This is a genomic window from Celeribacter halophilus, assembly GCF_900114135.1.
Taxonomy (GTDB): domain Bacteria; phylum Pseudomonadota; class Alphaproteobacteria; order Rhodobacterales; family Rhodobacteraceae; genus Celeribacter; species Celeribacter halophilus.
In genome coordinates this window covers 241066-258084 of record NZ_FORY01000002.1, presented here as the reverse complement: position 1 = coordinate 258084, position 17019 = coordinate 241066, and the positions used below count along the sequence as shown (strand labels likewise).

Annotated in this window: 9 protein-coding genes; 2 read left to right on the top strand and 7 right to left on the bottom strand. The window is 61.2% G+C overall.

What is annotated here, in order from left to right; translation table 11 throughout:
- Positions 1–2: 2 nt before the first annotated feature.
- From BM152_RS02885 to BM152_RS02855, 7 genes are all read right to left on the bottom strand, one after another.
- The gene (locus BM152_RS02885; protein ID WP_066606277.1) at positions 3–1880 is read right to left on the bottom strand and encodes a 4-alpha-glucanotransferase; all 1878 of its coding nucleotides are present in this window, start codon (positions 1878–1880) and stop codon (positions 3–5) included.
- A complete protein-coding gene (glgX, locus tag BM152_RS02880) occupies positions 1873–3963 on the bottom strand; it encodes a glycogen debranching protein GlgX (protein ID WP_066606275.1) in 2091 nt (696 codons plus the stop codon). The genes BM152_RS02885 and glgX overlap by 8 nt, the downstream gene beginning before the upstream one ends.
- The gene (gene glgA / locus BM152_RS02875) at positions 3960–5393 is read right to left on the bottom strand and encodes a glycogen synthase GlgA (RefSeq protein WP_066606274.1); all 1434 of its coding nucleotides are present in this window, start codon (positions 5391–5393) and stop codon (positions 3960–3962) included. Before glgA ends, glgX begins: the two co-directional genes overlap by 4 nt.
- Positions 5390–6652 carry a glucose-1-phosphate adenylyltransferase gene (gene glgC / locus BM152_RS02870; RefSeq protein WP_066606273.1) on the bottom strand — a complete coding sequence of 421 codons (1263 nt, stop codon included), beginning with the start codon at positions 6650–6652 and terminating at the stop codon, positions 5390–5392. Before glgC ends, glgA begins: the two co-directional genes overlap by 4 nt.
- A 31-nt stretch (positions 6653–6683) precedes the next feature.
- Positions 6684–8888, bottom strand: coding sequence for a 1,4-alpha-glucan branching protein GlgB (gene glgB, locus BM152_RS02865; protein WP_066606271.1), 2205 nt, complete (start codon positions 8886–8888; stop codon positions 6684–6686).
- Positions 8889–8950: 62 nt separating this feature from the next.
- On the bottom strand, positions 8951–11341 hold the full coding sequence (locus BM152_RS02860; protein ID WP_066606269.1) for a glycogen/starch/alpha-glucan phosphorylase: 2391 nt from the start codon (positions 11339–11341) through the stop codon (positions 8951–8953).
- A gap of 359 nt (positions 11342–11700) precedes the next feature.
- Positions 11701–12180, bottom strand: coding sequence for an Lrp/AsnC family transcriptional regulator (locus BM152_RS02855; RefSeq protein ID WP_066606516.1), 480 nt, complete (start codon positions 12178–12180; stop codon positions 11701–11703).
- Positions 12181–12301: 121 nt separating this feature from the next.
- Here BM152_RS02855 and putA point away from each other — a divergent pair, with 121 nt between their 5' ends.
- The gene (putA, locus tag BM152_RS02850) at positions 12302–15760 is read left to right on the top strand and encodes a bifunctional proline dehydrogenase/L-glutamate gamma-semialdehyde dehydrogenase PutA (RefSeq protein WP_074913934.1); all 3459 of its coding nucleotides are present in this window, start codon (positions 12302–12304) and stop codon (positions 15758–15760) included.
- 112 nt (positions 15761–15872) lie between these two features.
- Positions 15873–16943: a CobW family GTP-binding protein gene (locus tag BM152_RS02845; protein ID WP_066606266.1), complete on the top strand. Its 1071-nt coding sequence runs from the start codon at positions 15873–15875 to the stop codon at positions 16941–16943.
- Positions 16944–17019: the final 76 nt, after the last annotated feature.

The window sequence follows — 17019 nt, the reverse complement described above, 5'->3', positions numbered from 1 at the left end:
GTTTATCGGTCATTCATGCGCATGATCTCGGCCACACGTTCAAGTTTCTCGTGACGGGCCAAGGCCCGCGCACCGCCCGGCAATCGCAACCGCCAATTCGGGTATTCGCTGGTCGTGCCCGGCAGATTCTGTTGCTCTACCATATCAAGAATTATCTCGGCTTGCACCGCGACAAGTCGCGAGGGGGTGCGGGCCAGAAACATATGCAGCGCGTCCTGATCTGTTGCGGGCAAAAGCCGGTCGAAAGCCGTGGTCTCACGGCGGCGGTGGGCCTGTTCCTGCGCGGCCTGATCCGGTTTGATCCCGCCCGTTTGCAGCCGCGCTGCAATGTCCGCCCCTTGCCGCCAGCCTTGCCACGTCGGCAGGTCATGGGTGGAGAAAGAAGCAATCGCCGCCGCGTCATAGGCCTCTGCGGGTTTGAATTCCGGATCCTCCCAGTTCCAACGCTCGAACATTGCCACGCGACAGCCCAGCACACCGGAGCCCGCCAATGCGCCACTCAGCCCGTCGGGGATGTTGCCAAGATCCTCGCCAATGATGATCCCGCCCTCTCCGCCATTGCCCCGCGCCGCCTCGATCCGCGCCACCGCGAGCATCGAATCGCGCGGCATGGTGACATAGGTGCCCGGCGCATCCTGCGGCACCCAGAAGGTGCGTTCGAACCCGAGAATATGATCAATCCGCAGCATGCCGGAGACCCGCAGCTGACGCGCAAAGGTCTCCGCCAAGGGCGCATAAGCCTTGTCCCGCAGCGCGATGGGGTTGAACGGCGCAAGGCCCCAGTTCTGCCCCTCGGCCGAAAAGGCATCCGGCGGCGCGCCCAAGGCGGCTCCAAAGGCAAAGCTCTCGCGGTCCTCCCAAGTTTCCGCCCCGTGCGGATGGGTGCCCACGGCCAGATCGACGTAAAGCCCGTGGCGCATTCCTGCCGCCTTGGCCGCCTGCTGCGCCTTGGCCAGAGCGGTTTCGGCGCGCCACTGGAGCCAGCTGTGAAAGGCGATCTCTTCGCGCAAATCCACACGCGCGGCATCACAGGCGGAGCTGTCAGGATGCTGATAGGCCTCCGGCCAACCGGACCAGAACGGCCCATACCGTTCCGACAAAGCCTGATGCAGGGCGAAGGTCTCAAGAGAACGTCCCTCGGCAGTCACATAATCGACAAAGGCTTTGGGTGGCGAGCTGGCCTTGAACTCCGCCCGCAGCATCTCGCGCCGCTCCGGCCCGTCTGTTTCATAGGAGACCAAAGGCCCGTCTGTGCCGCCCGCGGTCTGCAAATGCAGTACGTTCAGGCGTCTGCGATGCGAGGGCGTATAGGGGCTGAACAGGCCCGGATCGGTGGGAAACCCCGCATGGACCGGATTCATGCCGAGGAAACTGCCGCCGCGCGCGCCCAAGGCGTCGATCAGTGGCAAAAGATCGTCATAGGCGCCGATGCCCGTCTCCGAGAGCGCGTAGAGCGGCACAGTCATGCCCCATGCCCGCGCGGGCATGGGAATGGTCTTCGGCGCGGCCAGAAGCGTCATGCGCTGTGGCCCGTGCGGCAGATCGGCCACGAGGCGATGGATGCCCAAGGGCAGAACCGGCAGGCTCTCCACCCCCTGCCCCTCGGTCTCGACCCCGTCCTCGCGGGTCAGCCGCCACGACGCGCCGCCGATGTCGACCCAAGGCTGCGTGCCCGCCTCGAACACAATGTCCCACGGCAGATCGGCATCCCCCGCCGCAAGATGGGCGCGGGCTTCCTCCTCCGTCTGCGCCGAAATCCCCAGAGCGCCCAAAAGCGCCACGGCGGTCTCGACACCGGTTTCGTGATAGACGCCCATCTGGTCGTGATAGCTGGCATGAATGCCGCGCGCATAGGCAAGCTCCAGACGGGCGTCACTCATTATAGGCCTCCAGCACCAGTGCCAATGTGGTTTCCCGACCGGCAAAGACCGTGGGAAGGGTGATCTGTTTGCCGTCAATCTCGGGCCGCCCGGTGTCGATCCAGAGCCGCCAGCGCCGCCCTTCGGCACACTCCGGCAGCTTGACCTCCACATCGTGACCACGGTTGAAGATCAGGAACAAAGCCTCTTCGCGTTGGGCATAGACCGGCGTGCCCGAGGCAATCCGCATCTCGACACAGAGCGTTTTGAGTTCCGGCCTGCCCCAGTCCTGATCCTGCATCGGCCGCCCGTCCGCACGCCACCAGAACAGGTCTTCGATCCCGTCGACGATCCGTTCGCGCGAATGGAGAAACCGTTTCTGGCGCAGGATCGGGTGTTCGTGGCGAAAGGCAATCAGGCGGCGGGTGAAGTCGAGAAAATCCGCGTCATAGGACGACCAGTCGATCCAGCCGATCTCGTTGTCCTGACAGTAGGCATTGTTGTTGCCCTGCTGGCTGTTGCCCAACTCGTCACCGGCCAGAAGCATCGGCGTGCCTTGCGAGAACAGCACCGTGGCCAGAAGGTTGCGCCGCCGTTGCGCCCGCGCACTCAGGATCTCCGGATCATCGGTCGGCCCCTCGACGCCCATATTATCTGAGGCATTGTCATTGTGCCCGTCGCGATTGCCCTCGCCATTGGCCGCATTGTGTTTCTGCGTGTAGCTGACCAGATCCATCAGTGTGAACCCGTCATGGGCGGTGACGAAATTGACCGATGTTGTGGCGGGTCGTCCCGAATGGTCGAATTGCAGCGCCGATCCGGTGATCCTGTCAGCCAGCACCGCAACATGCCCCGCATCCCCGCGCCAGAAGCGGCGTATCCCGTCGCGGAACTTGTCGTTCCATTCCAGAAATGGCGGAGGAAAAGCCCCGACACGGTAGCCGCCGGGACCGATGTCCCAAGGTTCGGCAATGAGTTTCACGCGGGTCAGCACAGGGTCTTGCCGGATCGCATCAAAAAAACTCGCGCCGCGATCAAACCCTGTGGGAGTGCGGCCCAAGCTGGCGCAGAGGTCAAAGCGGAACCCGTCCACATGCATCTCCTCAACCCAGTAGCGCAGACTGTCGAGCACCATGCGTAGCACCATCGGGTGATCGATGTTGAGCGTGTTGCCGGTGCCCGTGTCGTTGATGTAGTGGCGCGGATTGTCGGCGAGGCGGTAATAGCTGCGGTTGTCGAGACCACGGAAAGACAGGGTCGGCCCCATCTCGTTGCCCTCGCCCGTGTGGTTGTAGACCACATCCATGATCACCTCGATCCCTGCGGAATGCAGCCGCGCGACCATGTGCTGGAATTCGGCGATCTGGTCATGGGCGAGGTAGCGCGGATCGGGGGCGAAAAAGCCGATAGTTTGATAGCCCCAGTAATTCACCAGCCCCTTTTCGACCAGAAACCGGTCGTTAAGAAAGGCTTGCGCGGGCAACAGCTCGATGGCAGTGATACCGAGATTCACCAGATGGTCGAGGATTGCATCTGAGGCAAGGCCGAGGAATGTGCCCTTCTGCTGCACATCGGGGTGCAGCTGCGTCAGCCCTTTGACATGGGCCTCGTAAATCACCGTTTGCGAGGTCGGTGTGCGCGGCGGCTTGTCACGCCCCCACGCGAACAACCCGTCCTCCACCACACAGCGCGGCATGTAGCGGGCGTTGTCGCGCGGATCAAAGGAGAGATCACCCTGCGCATCCCCGACCTTGTACCCCATAAGCGCGTCATGCCAGACAAAATCACGGGTCAGGCGTTTGGCATAAGGATCGAGCAGCAGTTTGTTGTAATTGAAACGGTGGCCCTCCAGCGGCGCATAGGGACCGTCGGCGCGCAGGCCATACATCTGACCGGGGCGCAGGCCCGGCACATAACCATGCCAGACATCGCCATCACGCTCCGGCAGGTCGAGCCGGTGGGTTTCCGTCTGCCCGTCCGGCGAAAAGAGACAGACCGAAATCCGCTGTGCATGTTCGGAGAACACCGCGAAGTTGACGCCCTCTCCGTCACATGTCGCACCGAGCGGCGCGGGGTCTCCGGCAAGGATCGTCAGTGAGGTCATGCGCGATTGCCCTCTGTTTCATCCTCGGCCACCATCTGCGCAAACAGCGCGGCATAGGCCTTGGCTGAAGTGTCCCATCCCACAGGCTGGGCCATGGCGTTGGTCATCATCTGCGTCCAGACCTCGCGCTGGCGGTAGAGATCGCAAAGCCGGATCAAAGCCTGAGTCAGCGCCTCTGTGGTCAGCGGATAGAATTGCAGACCTGTGGCCACGCCTTGCGCCAGAGCCGCCGGATTGGCGTTGATCACCGTATCGGCCAGCCCGCCGGTGAGTGAGACCACAGGGATCGTGCCAAAGCGCAGCCCGTAGAGCTGTGTCAGCCCGCATGGTTCAAAGCGCGAAGGCACAAGGATTGCGTCGCCCCCTTCGATCAGGCGGCGGGCGAAAGCCTCGTCATAGCCGATCCGCACGGCAACACCCGCATGTTTAAGCGCGGCATCGCGGAAGGCGCTTTCGAAATGACCTTCGCCAGAACCGAGAAGCGCCAGTTGCCCGCCCTGTTCCAGAAGCGCGGGCAAGGCTTCGAGCAACAGATCAAAGCCTTTCTGACCAGTGAGCCGAGAGATCACCACGCACAAAGGCCCATCACTGTCCGGCAGGTGCATCTCTTCGCGCAGAGCGGCCTTGAACGCCACCTTGCCTTCGGGCGATTTGTAGGGCGGCGACCAGACCTCTTCATCGATGCCGTTGAGAATGCCGGAGAAATCCGCCCCACGAGAGGCCAGCACCCCTTCCATTCCCATGCCGAACGCACCATCCATCAGCTCACGCGCATAGGTGGGAGAAACGGTCGTGACCTTGGTCGCAGTCATGATCCCCGCTTTCAGCGTCGAGATTTGCCCCCAATATTCATAGCCGCTCATGGTAAACCCCTGCGGCGGCAGGCCCAGCGTGGAAATCATCTGTGCGGGAAAACAGCCTTGAAACGCGACGTTGTGAATGGTCATCAACGTCTTGACCCGCTCGGCTGCGCCCAGTTCGCGCAGATAAATCGGGGTCAGCCCCGCCTGCCAGTCATGCATATGGATCACGTCCGGAAACCAGTCCTCGATCCCGTGCGCGGCGATCATCGCGGCAGCCAGAGAGAGCGCGGCGAAACGCTCCGCATTGTCCGCCCAGTCATGACCATCGGGGGCGAGGTAAAGCGTGCCGTCACGGTCGTAAAGATGCGGTGCGTCGAGGATATAGAGCACCTGCGCGCCAAGATGGCCGCGCCGGATACGGGCAAAGCCGCCGAAAAGATCCCAGATCTCGAACACGGTCTCGGCCTCCGGCTGGGCCTCCAGCACCGCGCGATACCCGGGCAGCAGCGTGCGCATCTCCACACCCAGCGGAGCCAGCGCTGCGGGCAAGGCCCCCGCCACATCGGCCAAACCGCCGGTTTTCACCAAGGGCACACATTCGGACGCGACAGAGAGAACCTGTGTCATAAGCCCCTCGCCCTCGCATCAATCATGTCTTGTGTGATCAGCGTGATCCCTCCGGGCGATACGCTGAACCAACGTGCGTCCACCTCGGGGTCCTGACCGACGACAAGCCCCTCGGGGATATGAACCCCACGGTCGATCACCACGTTCTTGAGTTGGCAATGCCGCGCGATATAGGCGTTGGGCAGGACCACAGCCCCCTCCAGAGAGGAATAGGAATTGGTCTTCACATGGGTGAACAACAGGCTTTCGCGAATTTCCGTCCCCGAAATGATACAGCCGCCCGAAACCATAGAACTCACCGCAGAGCCGCGCCGGTCGGGGCGGTCATGGATGAATTTGGCCGGCGGCGTGTTCTCCGAATAGGTCCAGATCGGCCAGTCGCGATCCCACAGGTCCAGCTCCGGTGTGAAATCCGTCAGGTCGATATTGGCCTTCCAATAGGCGTCAATCGTCCCCACATCGCGCCAGTAGGCGGGCGCTTCGGGATGGCGCACACAGCTTTCGGTAAAACGATGGGCCTGCGCCTTGCCTTTGGAGACGATCTCGGGGATGAGGTCATTGCCGAAATCATGGCTGGAATTCGGGTCTTCCATATCGGCCAGAAGCCGCTCGCGCAGGAATTTCCAGTTGAAGACATAGATACCCATAGAGGCGAGCGATTTGTTCGGATTATCGGGAATGGTGGGTGGATCGGCGGGTTTTTCGAGAAACGAAGTGATCCGGTCGGTTGCATCCACGCCCATCACACCAAAGGCCGTGGCCTCTTTGCGATCAACGGTGAGGCAGCCGACGGTGACATCCGCGCCGGTTTCCACATGCTGACGGATCATGATCTCGTAATCCATCTTGTAGATGTGATCGCCCGCGAGGATCAGGATATAGTCCACATCATAGCTGTCGATAATGTCGATGTTCTGCGCCACCGCATCCGCCGTGCCGCGATACCATGTGCTTTCCTCATAGCGTTGCGAGGCGGGCAGAATGTCGAGGAACTCGTTGCGCTCGGCGCGGAAAAAGGTCCAGCCGCGCTGGATGTGGCGGATGAGCGAGTGCGCCTTATACTGGGTCGCAATCGCCATCTTGCGAATGCCGGAATTGAGCGCGTTGGAGAGCGCGAAATCGACGATCCGGTTCTTGCCCCCGAAATAGACTGCCGGTTTCACCCGACCGTTGGTCAATTCCTTGAGCCGCGAACCACGCCCGCCTGCGAGAACGAAAGCAACGGTGCGACCAGACAGTCTGTTTCTGGAATATGGCATCTTATTCTCCCTCTCGTGCGGCCTGAGCGGCTCACGTTCTCTCCCGAATGAAAATCAAAGTGGACAGCGGCGGCAAGGTAAGTGTGGCTTGCGCAGGTTGCCCCTGCCAAGTCCCGCTCACCGCGTCCACCTGCCCCATATTGCCGCACCCGCTGCCGCCGTAGCAGGCCGCGTCGCTGTTGAGTGCCTCGACCCATCGCCCCTCGGAGGGGAAGCCGAGCTGGTAGCCCGTCCGCTCCACAGGGGTGAAGTTGCAGACCACGACCGCTTCCGCATCCTCCGGCCCGCCGCGCCGCACCCATGCGTAGACGGAGGCTTCGGCATCATTGGCCTCGATCCACTGGAAGCCCTCCGGCTCGCAATCCTTGGCGTGAAGTGCGGGCGTGGCGCAATAGAGCCGGTTCAGGTCGCGCACGAGGTTCTGCATTCCCTCATGCATGTGATAGCCGAGACAGGCCCAGTCGATCTCCGCCTCGTGGTTCCATTCGTGCCACTGACCGAACTCCTGCCCCATGAACAGAAGTTTCTTGCCCGGATGGCCCCACATAAAGCCGTAATAGGCCCGCAGGTTGGCGAATTTCTCCCATTCATTCCCCGGCATTTTCGAGAGCATGGATTTCTTGCCATGCACCACTTCGTCATGGCTGATCGGCAGGATGAAATTTTCCGAGAAGGCATAATGCAGGCCGAAGGTCATCTGGTGATGATGATATTTGCGATGTACCGGCGTGTGCGACATGTAATCGAGCGTGTCGTTCATCCAGCCCATGTTCCACTTGAAGCCAAAGCCAAGCCCGCCCGTATCCACCGGCGCGGAGACCCCCGGATAGGCGGTGCTTTCCTCAGCCACGGTCATGATGCCCGGCACCTCGCCATAACTGAGCGTGTTCATGGTCTGGAGCATGGAGATGGCTTCGAAATTCTCGCGCCCGCCTTGGGCGTTGGGAATCCACTGGCCCTCCTCGCGCGAATAGTCGCGGTAGATCATCGAGGCCACCGCATCCACGCGCAGCCCGTCGATGTGATATTCTTCCAGCCAATACAAGGCGTTGGAGGTCAGGAAATTGGCGACCTCATGACGTCCGTAATTGTAGATCAGCGTGTTCCAGTCCTGATGGAAGCCCTCGCGCGGATCGGCATGTTCATAGAGTGCCGTGCCGTCGAACTGGGCCAACCCGTGGCTGTCGGTCGGAAAATGCCCCGGCACCCAGTCGATCAGAAGCCCCAGCCCCGCCTCATGGGCCGCATTCACCAGATCGCGAAACTCGTGCGGCGGGCCAAAACGGATCGTCGGCGCAAACAGCCCCACCGGCTGATAGCCCCAAGAGCCGTCGAACGGATATTCGGAAATCGGCATCAGCTCGATATGAGTGAACCCCATGTCTTTCGCATAGCCCACCAGCTCGACCGCCGCCTCTTTGTAAGAGATCGGACGTGTCCCGCCGCTGGCGTCCGGTTTGTGCCGCCACGAGCCAAGTTGCACCTCATAGATCGAGATCGGCTTGTCACGGGCCTGCGCCACGGCGCGGGTCTCGATCCAGTCGGCATCCGACCAGCCATAGCCAGAAATATCGCGCACGATGGACGCAGTTTCCGGCGGATGCTCGCTGCCAAAGCCCACGGGATCGGCCTTGAGGCGCGCCTCGCCATAGGCACCGATCACCTCGTATTTATAGGCCGTGCCGTCGGACACGCCGGGCATGAAGATTTCCCACACGCCTGTGGCACCGCGCCGGCGCATGACATGACGCCGCCCGTCCCATGCGTTGAAATCCCCTACCACAGAGACCCGCCGCGCATTGGGGGCCCAGACCGCGAAATGCGTGCCTGCGACGCCCTCATGGGTCATCACATGTGCGCCCAATGCCCGCCAGATATGGTGATGCGTGCCCTCGCCCAGAAGATATTCGTCAATCTCGCCCAGAACGGGGCCGAAGCGATACGCGTCCTCGACCTGCCACGTTGTGTCCGCCAGACGTCCCTCCAGCAGATAGGGTTTTGTCCCCGAAACCTTGCCATGAAACACACCGGGATAGCCGGTCACAGCGGCCAGCGGATAGCGTTTTCCGCCCGAGATCGCTGTCATTTCCTCGGCACCGGGATCAAAAGCGGTCACATAGCGCAGCCGCCCCTTTTTATGCGGCCCCAGAACAGCGAACGGGTCATCGAAAAGCCCCTCGCAAATCAGCGACAGTGTCTTCGGCGCGGCGAAGTCGTTTTCAACGGACGGGGCCATGTCTTTTTCCTTTGTTCATGGCGAGAGTAAAGGTTTCGCTCTTTCGCACAACCCTTTGAATTTTAGGGTATAAGACTTTTGGCTCCCCAAATATCGCACATATAGCCGTGAATTGTGCGGTCAGAGGAGAACCAGCCGGAGCGTGCGGTGTTCAGCGCAGCCATTTTTGCCCATGCCTTACGATCCTGATAGGCTTTGTCCACTTCGCGCTGTGCCCGCCAGTAATCGGTGAAGTCGGAACAGACGAGGAAGTAATCCGACCATGTCAGATTGTCGGCAATGTGGGTGTAGCGGCCCGGATCTTCGGGGCTGAATGTCCCGTCGCGCAGCGCCTCAAGTGCGCGCCCGAGGCGCGGGTCGGCATTGATGGCCTGTTGCGCGTGATCGTGCATCATTCGGCGCTGCATCACCTCATCGGCCAGCATCCCGAAGAGAAAGAAATTCTCCTTGCCCACATGGTCGCGGATTTCCACATTGGCCCCGTCAAGCGTGCCGATCGTCGGGGCGCCGTTGAGGGCGAATTTCATATTGCCCGTGCCGGAGGCTTCCTTACCCGCAGTCGAGATCTGTTCCGACAAATCCGCCGCCGGCACCAGACGTTCGGCCAGAGAGACGTTGTAATTGGGCAGGAAAATCACCTGCAACACATCGCGCGTGGCGGCATCGGCATTCACCAGCTTGGCCACATCGTTGATCAGATGGATGATGTCCTTGGCGAAATGATAGCCCTGCGCCGCCTTGCCCGCGAAAATCTTGACGCGCGGCACCCAGTCGGCGGTCGGGTTGTCCCTGATTTCCTGCCAATGTGCGATGGTCTCAAGGATGTTGAGATGCTGGCGCTTGTATTCGTGCATCCGCTTGATCTGGATGTCGAACATGGCTTCGGGATTGAGGTTCACCCCATGCACCCCCGCCACATAATCACAAAGCGCGGCCTTGTTTGCGTTTTTCACATCCGTGAAGCGGTCGAGCCAGCCCTGATCCTCGATGGAGGGTTCAAGTTTTTCAAGCTGTTCAAGATCGGCGATCCAGTCCTCGCCTATGGTCTCCGTGATCAAACCGGAAAGCGCCGGATTGCACGAATGCAGCCAGCGGCGCGGCGTGACCCCGTTGGTTTCATTCACGATCCGGTCGGGATGCAGCGCGTTGAGTTCCTTGAACACGGTCTGTTTCATCAGATCGGTGTGCAGCGCCGAGACCCCGTTCACACGGTTGGCCATGATAAAGGACAGCTCGCCCATCTTTACCTGCCCGTCGGACCGCGCGGAGAGCGTGCGGTGCGGGTTGGCCTTGTAATGCGCGTCATCAATGCGGTTGATGATGTCCAGATGGCGCGGCAGCAGCCGTCCGAACAACCGTTCATCCCACCGCTCCAGCGCTTCCGGCAGAAGCGTGTGGTTCGTGTAGTTCATACAATGATGAGTGATGTGGAGCGCCTCTTCAAAGGACAGTCCGCGCTCGTCATGCAGGATGCGCAAAAGCTCCGGTCCCGCAATCGCAGGGTGCGTGTCGTTGAGCTGGATCGCGATCTTTTCCGGCAGGAGTTTCAGATCGTTGTGCTGGCTGTCAAAGCGGCGCAGGATGTCACGGATCGAGGCGGCGGAGAAGAAATACTCCTGTTTGAGACGCAATTCCTTGCCCGCCTCGTTGCTGTCTTCGGGATAGAGCACACGCGAAATGGTGCGCGCCAGTGCCTCATGCTCGGAGGCGGCCGCGAAGTCACCGGAGTTGAACAGGTCCAGATCGAAGGGATCAACCGCACGCCCCGCCCAAAGCCGCAACGTATTGGCCCAGCGCCCCTGCCAGCCGACGATGGGCGTGTCGAAGGCTTCGGCCTGTATCATCTCGGCGGGCCGCCAGACGGTTTTGCCATTCTCGAAATGCACATCCCCGCCAAAGCCGATGTTGATACGCACTTCGGGGCGTTCGAATTCCCACGGGTGCGGTTCCTGCAACCATGTTTCCGGACTTTCGACCTGACAGCCATCGACAAAGCTCTGTTTGAACAGGCCGTTCTCGTAGCGGATGCCATAGCCATAGGCCGGACAACCGATGGTCGAGAGACTGTCGAGGAAACAGGCGGCCAGTCGCCCCAGCCCGCCATTGCCCAGCGCCGCGTCCGGTTCGTCATCCAGAATGGTGCGCATATCCATGCCAAAGGACTCCAGCGCCTCTTTCGCCTCTTCGACCATGTCCAGATTGAAAATCCCGTCCTCAAGCAGACGCCCGATCAGAAATTCCATCGAGAGGTAATAGACCCGCTTGCCGTCCTGTTCGTAGGTCTTGCGCGTCGAGGCCACCCAAGTGTCCACGATCCGGTCGCGAATTGCATGGCTGAGCGCCATCCGCCAGTCGAAGGGCTGCGCATGTTCCGGATCCTTGCCCATCGTGTAGGTGAGATGTCGCAGCAGGGCATCGCGGAAATTGGAGGAGGTCTGAACTGATCGCGCCATGAATCACCTTTTGACTATAGAAAAGACACCGGAGAACACTCGTACTCTATACGCTCCCCTCCAGCTAACTCCCAAAGCCCCTGTCGTGGCAAGCTGGAGCCGCCTGTTTTCGGGCTGCGCTGCGGCATTTGCATCCAAATCGCACATTTTCACCCCCGTATAGCGTCAGGAAACAGGCATTGCATGATCCACCTGCGCCATCTCCCTGCGCCGAAACGCCGCGCTTGAGCTGGCCTAACCCGAGACACGCCCCTTCGTCTTAGAGGCCAAGTATGAAACTTTCATGCAAGCGCTGCGCCCTTCCGGCTTCGTTGTCCCTAGACACACCCACACATACAGCCGCCTCTCAGTCCGGCGTCTCAGTCCAACGTCTCCGGCAGCGGCGGGTTGGTCTGCTCCACCACTGCTTCCATCACCACAAAGGTCGAGGTCGCCTGCACATGCGGCAGGCTAGAAATACGTCGCCCCATGACCTCGCGGTAAGCCTCCATAGAGCCCGTGCGCACTTTCAGCAGATAATCGAAATTGCCTGCGATCATGTGACATTCAGCAATCTCCGGCACGTTCTTCACCGCATCGTTGAACTTCTTGAGCGCCGCATCGCGTGTGTCGTCCAGCTTCACCTCCACAAAGGAGACATGCGAAAGGCCCAGCTGTTGTGTCGAGAGGATCGCACGGTAGCCAACAATGATCCCCGCCTGCTCCAGCGCCTTGACCCTGAGCGCCACGGGATTCTTCGACAGACCGACCCTTTGGCTCAATTCCGTCAGGGACATCCGCGCATCCGTTGACAGGCAATCGAGAATCTTTCTGTCAAAACAATCCAGCTCTTTTACCATTTCCCATATATCCCGAAAATTTTGGTCATTTTGATCAGCAAAAATCACGTTAATGGGAAAAATGAAAAGTTGAAATCCTGTATATTAAACAAAACGCATTTTCTCACATAGGATCACGCTCATGGGCCAGTCTGCTTCCCTTCCGGACCTCATGTCCGCTCTTTCTGCGCAAAAGTTCACGGATGAAGCCACAGTGCTTGAAAACCTGATTGCCTCTGCCGGTATATCCGGGGCCCAGCGCGCGACGATATCGGCCCGTGCGACCGACCTTGTCCGCCGCATCCGCAAAGAATCCGCGCCGACCCTGATGGAGCATTTCCTTGCCGAATACGGGCTGTCCACCCGCGAGGGCGTGGCGCTGATGTGTCTGGCCGAAGCCATGCTGCGCGTGCCGGACCGCGAGACCATCGACGATCTGATCGAGGACAAGGTCGCCCCTTCCAACTGGGGAGAGCACCTCGGTCACTCTTCCTCGACGATGGTCAATGCCTCCACATGGGCCTTGATGCTCACAGGGCGGGTTCTCGATGACGAAAAGCCGGAGCAAAGCTCCAACGTGGCGGGCACTCTGCGCGGATTGGTCAAGCGTCTGGGCGAGCCGGTGATCCGCACCGCCGTTTCACGTGCCATGAAAGAAATGGGGCAGCAATTCGTGCTGGGCCAGACCATCGAAGCCGCCATGACCCGCGCCAAGGGGCAGGAGAAGAAAGGCTACACCTACAGCTATGACATGCTTGGGGAAGCCGCGATGACCCAAGCGGATGCCGACAGCTATGCCAAGGCCTACTCGGACGCCATGACAGCGATTGCCAAGGGCTGCACCAAGGGCTCCGTGGCCGCCAATCCGGGGATTTCCGTCAAACTCTCCGCGCTCCACCCGCGTTACGAGGTGGCCCAAGAGGCCCGCGTCATGGAGGAACTGGTCCCCGTGCTGCGCCGCCTCGCCCGTCAGGCCCGCGCTGCCGATATGGGGTTCAACATTGATGCCGAGGAACAGGCCCGCCTGTCGCTTTCGCTCAAAGTCATCCGCGCCACGCTTGAGGACGAGGAACTGGCCGGCTGGGACGGTTTCGGCGTTGTGGTGCAGGCCTATGGCAAACGTGCGGGGCTTGCCCTCGACTGGCTCTACAAGACAGCCGAAGAGCTGGACCGCAAACTCATGGTCCGTCTGGTGAAAGGCGCCTATTGGGACACGGAGATGAAACTCGCGCAGGTCGAAGGTCATCCCGGATTTCCGCTCTTCACCACCAAAGACGCGACCGATGTCAGCTATATCACCAATGCCAAGAAACTTCTGGGCTACAGTGACCGGATCTATCCGCAATTCGCCGGTCACAATGCCCATACGGTTGCAGCCATCCTCGAACTGGCGCGTGAGGCTGGCAACCCCGCCTTTGAATTCCAGCGCCTGCACGGGATGGGCGAGCGTCTGCATGACATCGTGCTCAAGGACGAAGGCACGCGCTGCCGCATCTATGCCCCTGTAGGCGCACACCAAGACCTTCTGGCCTATCTGGTGCGGCGTTTGCTGGAAAACGGCGCGAACTCTTCCTTCGTGAACCAGATTGTCGACGAGAGCGTCCCCCCCGAAGATATCGCCACCGATCCGTTCCTCTCCGTCACACAGGCCAAGCCCCCTGCCGGTCTGGTGCAACCCTCCGAGATTTTCGGCCAGAGACAGAACTCCACAGGGTTTGATCTGTCCGATGAAGGCACATTGGCCCGCATCAATGCCGCGCGTCAGGCCCCGCTTGATCTGAAAGCCGCGCCGATGATTGCCGCAGAAGCCACGGGCGAGGCGCATACGGTCTATAACCCTGCCACAGGAGCCGCCGTTGGCGAGGTGATCCATGCCGATGCAGACACGGTGTCACGCGCTCTGGAGGCTTCCGCACCTTGGACCGCGCCCGTCTCCGAACGTGCCGCCGTGCTGCGCCGTGCTGCCGATCTCTACGAGCGCAATTTCGGGCCGATCTTTGCCATTCTGGCCCAAGAGGCCGGCAAGACCATGCTGGATGCCGTGGGCGAATTGCGCGAGGCGGTGGACTTCCTGCGCTACTATGCCGATGAGGCCGAGCGCCGCCCCGACGCCAAGCCGCTGGGCCGTGTCACCGCGATCTCGCCGTGGAACTTCCCGCTGGCGATTTTCACCGGTCAAATCTCCGCCGCGCTCGCCACAGGCAATGCGGTTCTGGCCAAGCCCGCCGAGCAAACGCCGCTTATGGCCGCCCATGCGGTCGCGCTTTTGCATGAGGCCGGTGTCCCGCGCACCGCGCTGCAACTTCTGACCGGAGACGGGCCAACCGTGGGCGCAGCGCTCACCTCGGATGCACGCATTGATGGCGTGGTCTTCACCGGCTCGACCGAGACCGCGCAGGTGATCCGTCGCGCGATGGCCGCCAACCTTGCCCCCGGCGCGCCGCTCATTGCCGAGACCGGCGGGCTCAATGCGATGATCGTGGACAGCACGGCACTGCCGGAACAAGCGGTGCGCGACATTGTCGCCTCCGCCTTCCAGTCCGCAGGTCAACGCTGCTCCGCGCTGCGCTGTCTTTATGTGCAAGAGGACGTTGCCCCACAGATGATCGAAATGATCAAAGGCGCGATGGACGAGCTGTCCGTGGGCAATCCGTGGCATCTTTCGACCGATGTCGGCCCTGTCATCGACCGCGAGGCCCGCGACCAGATCGCAAGCTACATCGCAGCGGCAGGCAACCGTGTGCTGCACCAGTTGCCAAGCCCTGCCGAAGGCACCTTCGTCGCCCCTGCCCTCATTCAGGTGGACGGGATCGAAGCGCTGGAACGCGAGGTCTTCGGCCCCGTGCTGCATGTCGCCACGTTCAAGGCCCGCGAACTAGGTCAGGTGATCGAGACGATCAATGCCACGGGATATGGGCTGACCTTCGGGCTGCACACGCGGATCGATGATCGGGTGCAGCAGGTCTGCGACAGGCTCCATGTCGGCAACCTCTATGTGAACCGCAACCAGATCGGCGCAGTGGTCGGCTCCCAGCCCTTTGGCGGCGAAGGCCTGTCGGGCACAGGTCCGAAAGCCGGTGGTCCGCGCTATCTGAACCGTTTCTGCGCTCCGACACCCCAAACCGCGCAGGAGAGCTGGGACAGCACAACCGATGCCGCCACACTCCAGCGGGCCATCACCGCGCTCACCGTGCCCGAGACCCCGCTGAGCAAAGAGCAGCTGCCCGGACCGACCGGCGAGGCCAACACGCTCTCGACACATGCGCGTCCGCCCTTCCTCTGCCTTGGACCGGGGCGCGAAACCGCAGATGCACAGGCCAAGGCCGTCGAGGCGCTAGGCGGGCTTGCGGTGCGGGCCGAGGGGCTGTTGCCACCTCATGCGCTCAAGACCCTCTCGGGATTTGGTGGTGCTCTGTGGTGGGGCGGCGAAGATGACCCGACCTCCCGCGCCTATTTGCAAGCCCTGTCGCAACGGACGGGCGCGATCCTGCCGCTGGTGACATCGCTGCCCGATGCCGCTCATGTCCTGCATGAACGCCATCTATGCGTGGACACCACCGCCGCAGGCGGCAACGCCGCGCTTCTGTCCGGCGCGGCCTGAACATGAGGCAAGGCTTTGGGAACCGTCCCCAAGGTCTTGCCTTTTCGCCCACGCCCGAACAGCGCAAAAGCGCGATCTTGCCCGTAACGACAAGGCGTGACAGAAAGAGAGTATGACACGCCCCACCACTGAACAGCTTCCCGTCTATCTGGTCACCGGTTTTCTCGGTGCGGGGAAGACGACCATGCTCAACCGCCTATTGGACGATCCAACGCTTCAGGACACGGCGTTGATTATCAATGAATTCGGCCTTGTTCCCGTTGATCACGATCTGGTGCAAGAGGGCTCCGAACGGCCCATGCTCACCACCTCCGGCTGTATCTGCTGCACGGCGGGCAGCGATCTGCGCTCCTCACTGGACCAGCTTCTGGCCGGACGCAAAGACGGCAGCCTGCCGCCGTTTCGCCGCGTTATTGTGGAGACCACAGGGCTTGCCGATCCCGCTCCGATCCTCAACAGCCTGATCCCCGGCGGACTTCCGGCGATGGGCCTGCGCGATCACATGGTGGCCCGCGCCTTCCGGCTATCCTCCGTCATCACCGTGGTGAATGTCGCGGGGATTGAGGCAGCTTTGGCAAACCATCCCGAAAGCCTGCGCCAGATCGCCTTTGCCGACCATCTCGTTCTGACGCGCAGCGCTGACGTGACGCCGGACAAGGCCGAGACCGTGCGCGCGCGGTTGCGCAGCCTGAACACGTCAGCGCAGATCCATGACAGCAATGCAGAAGGTTTTGCCCCCGCCGCTCTGCTCAAGGCCGGAAGCTATTCCGCCTTTGGTAAAGGGGAGAATGTCACCGACTGGCTGAACGCGGAGACCGCTCATGACGCCTGCGGAGCCTTCCACGATGTGAACCGTCACGGCTCGGTCACCGCCCTGCCGCTGACCGCCGATGCACCTCTGGCCCCCGAAGCGGTGCGGTCCTTTCTCAATACGCTTTGCCTGTCCACCGACAACGGCCTTTTGCGGATCAAGGGCCTTGTGGCGCTCAGTGACAATCCCGCCGCACCTGCACTGGTCCATGCGGTCGGGCACAAGCTCTATCCGCTCCAACGGCTGGAGACGTGGCCCGGTGGAGATGCACGCACGCGGCTTGTGGTGATTGGCACCCGTCTTGATGCGGCAGGAATTCAGGCGCAGTTTGCACGCCTTTCCGGCACACGACAGACCGTCCTTTCAATATGAATCTGCCTCATCATAATCATAAGAATTATTCGCTACCGCTCATGTTGGACTGCGACTATACCGCATGTTTCAACGC

Coding starts and splice junctions, on each gene's coding strand:
- glgC (WP_066606273.1), bottom strand. CDS start 6,652: ATGCCATATTCCAGAAACAGACTGTCTGGTCGCACCGTTGCTTTCGTT.
- glgA (WP_066606274.1), bottom strand. CDS start 5,393: ATGACACAGGTTCTCTCTGTCGCGTCCGAATGTGTGCCCTTGGTGAAA.
- BM152_RS02885 (WP_066606277.1), bottom strand. CDS start 1,880: ATGAGTGACGCCCGTCTGGAGCTTGCCTATGCGCGCGGCATTCATGCC.
- glgB (WP_066606271.1), bottom strand. CDS start 8,888: ATGGCCCCGTCCGTTGAAAACGACTTCGCCGCGCCGAAGACACTGTCG.
- BM152_RS02845 (WP_066606266.1), top strand. CDS start 15,873: ATGACACGCCCCACCACTGAACAGCTTCCCGTCTATCTGGTCACCGGT.
- glgX (WP_066606275.1), bottom strand. CDS start 3,963: ATGACCTCACTGACGATCCTTGCCGGAGACCCCGCGCCGCTCGGTGCG.
- BM152_RS02860 (WP_066606269.1), bottom strand. CDS start 11,341: ATGGCGCGATCAGTTCAGACCTCCTCCAATTTCCGCGATGCCCTGCTG.
- BM152_RS02855 (WP_066606516.1), bottom strand. CDS start 12,180: ATGGTAAAAGAGCTGGATTGTTTTGACAGAAAGATTCTCGATTGCCTG.
- putA (WP_074913934.1), top strand. CDS start 12,302: ATGGGCCAGTCTGCTTCCCTTCCGGACCTCATGTCCGCTCTTTCTGCG.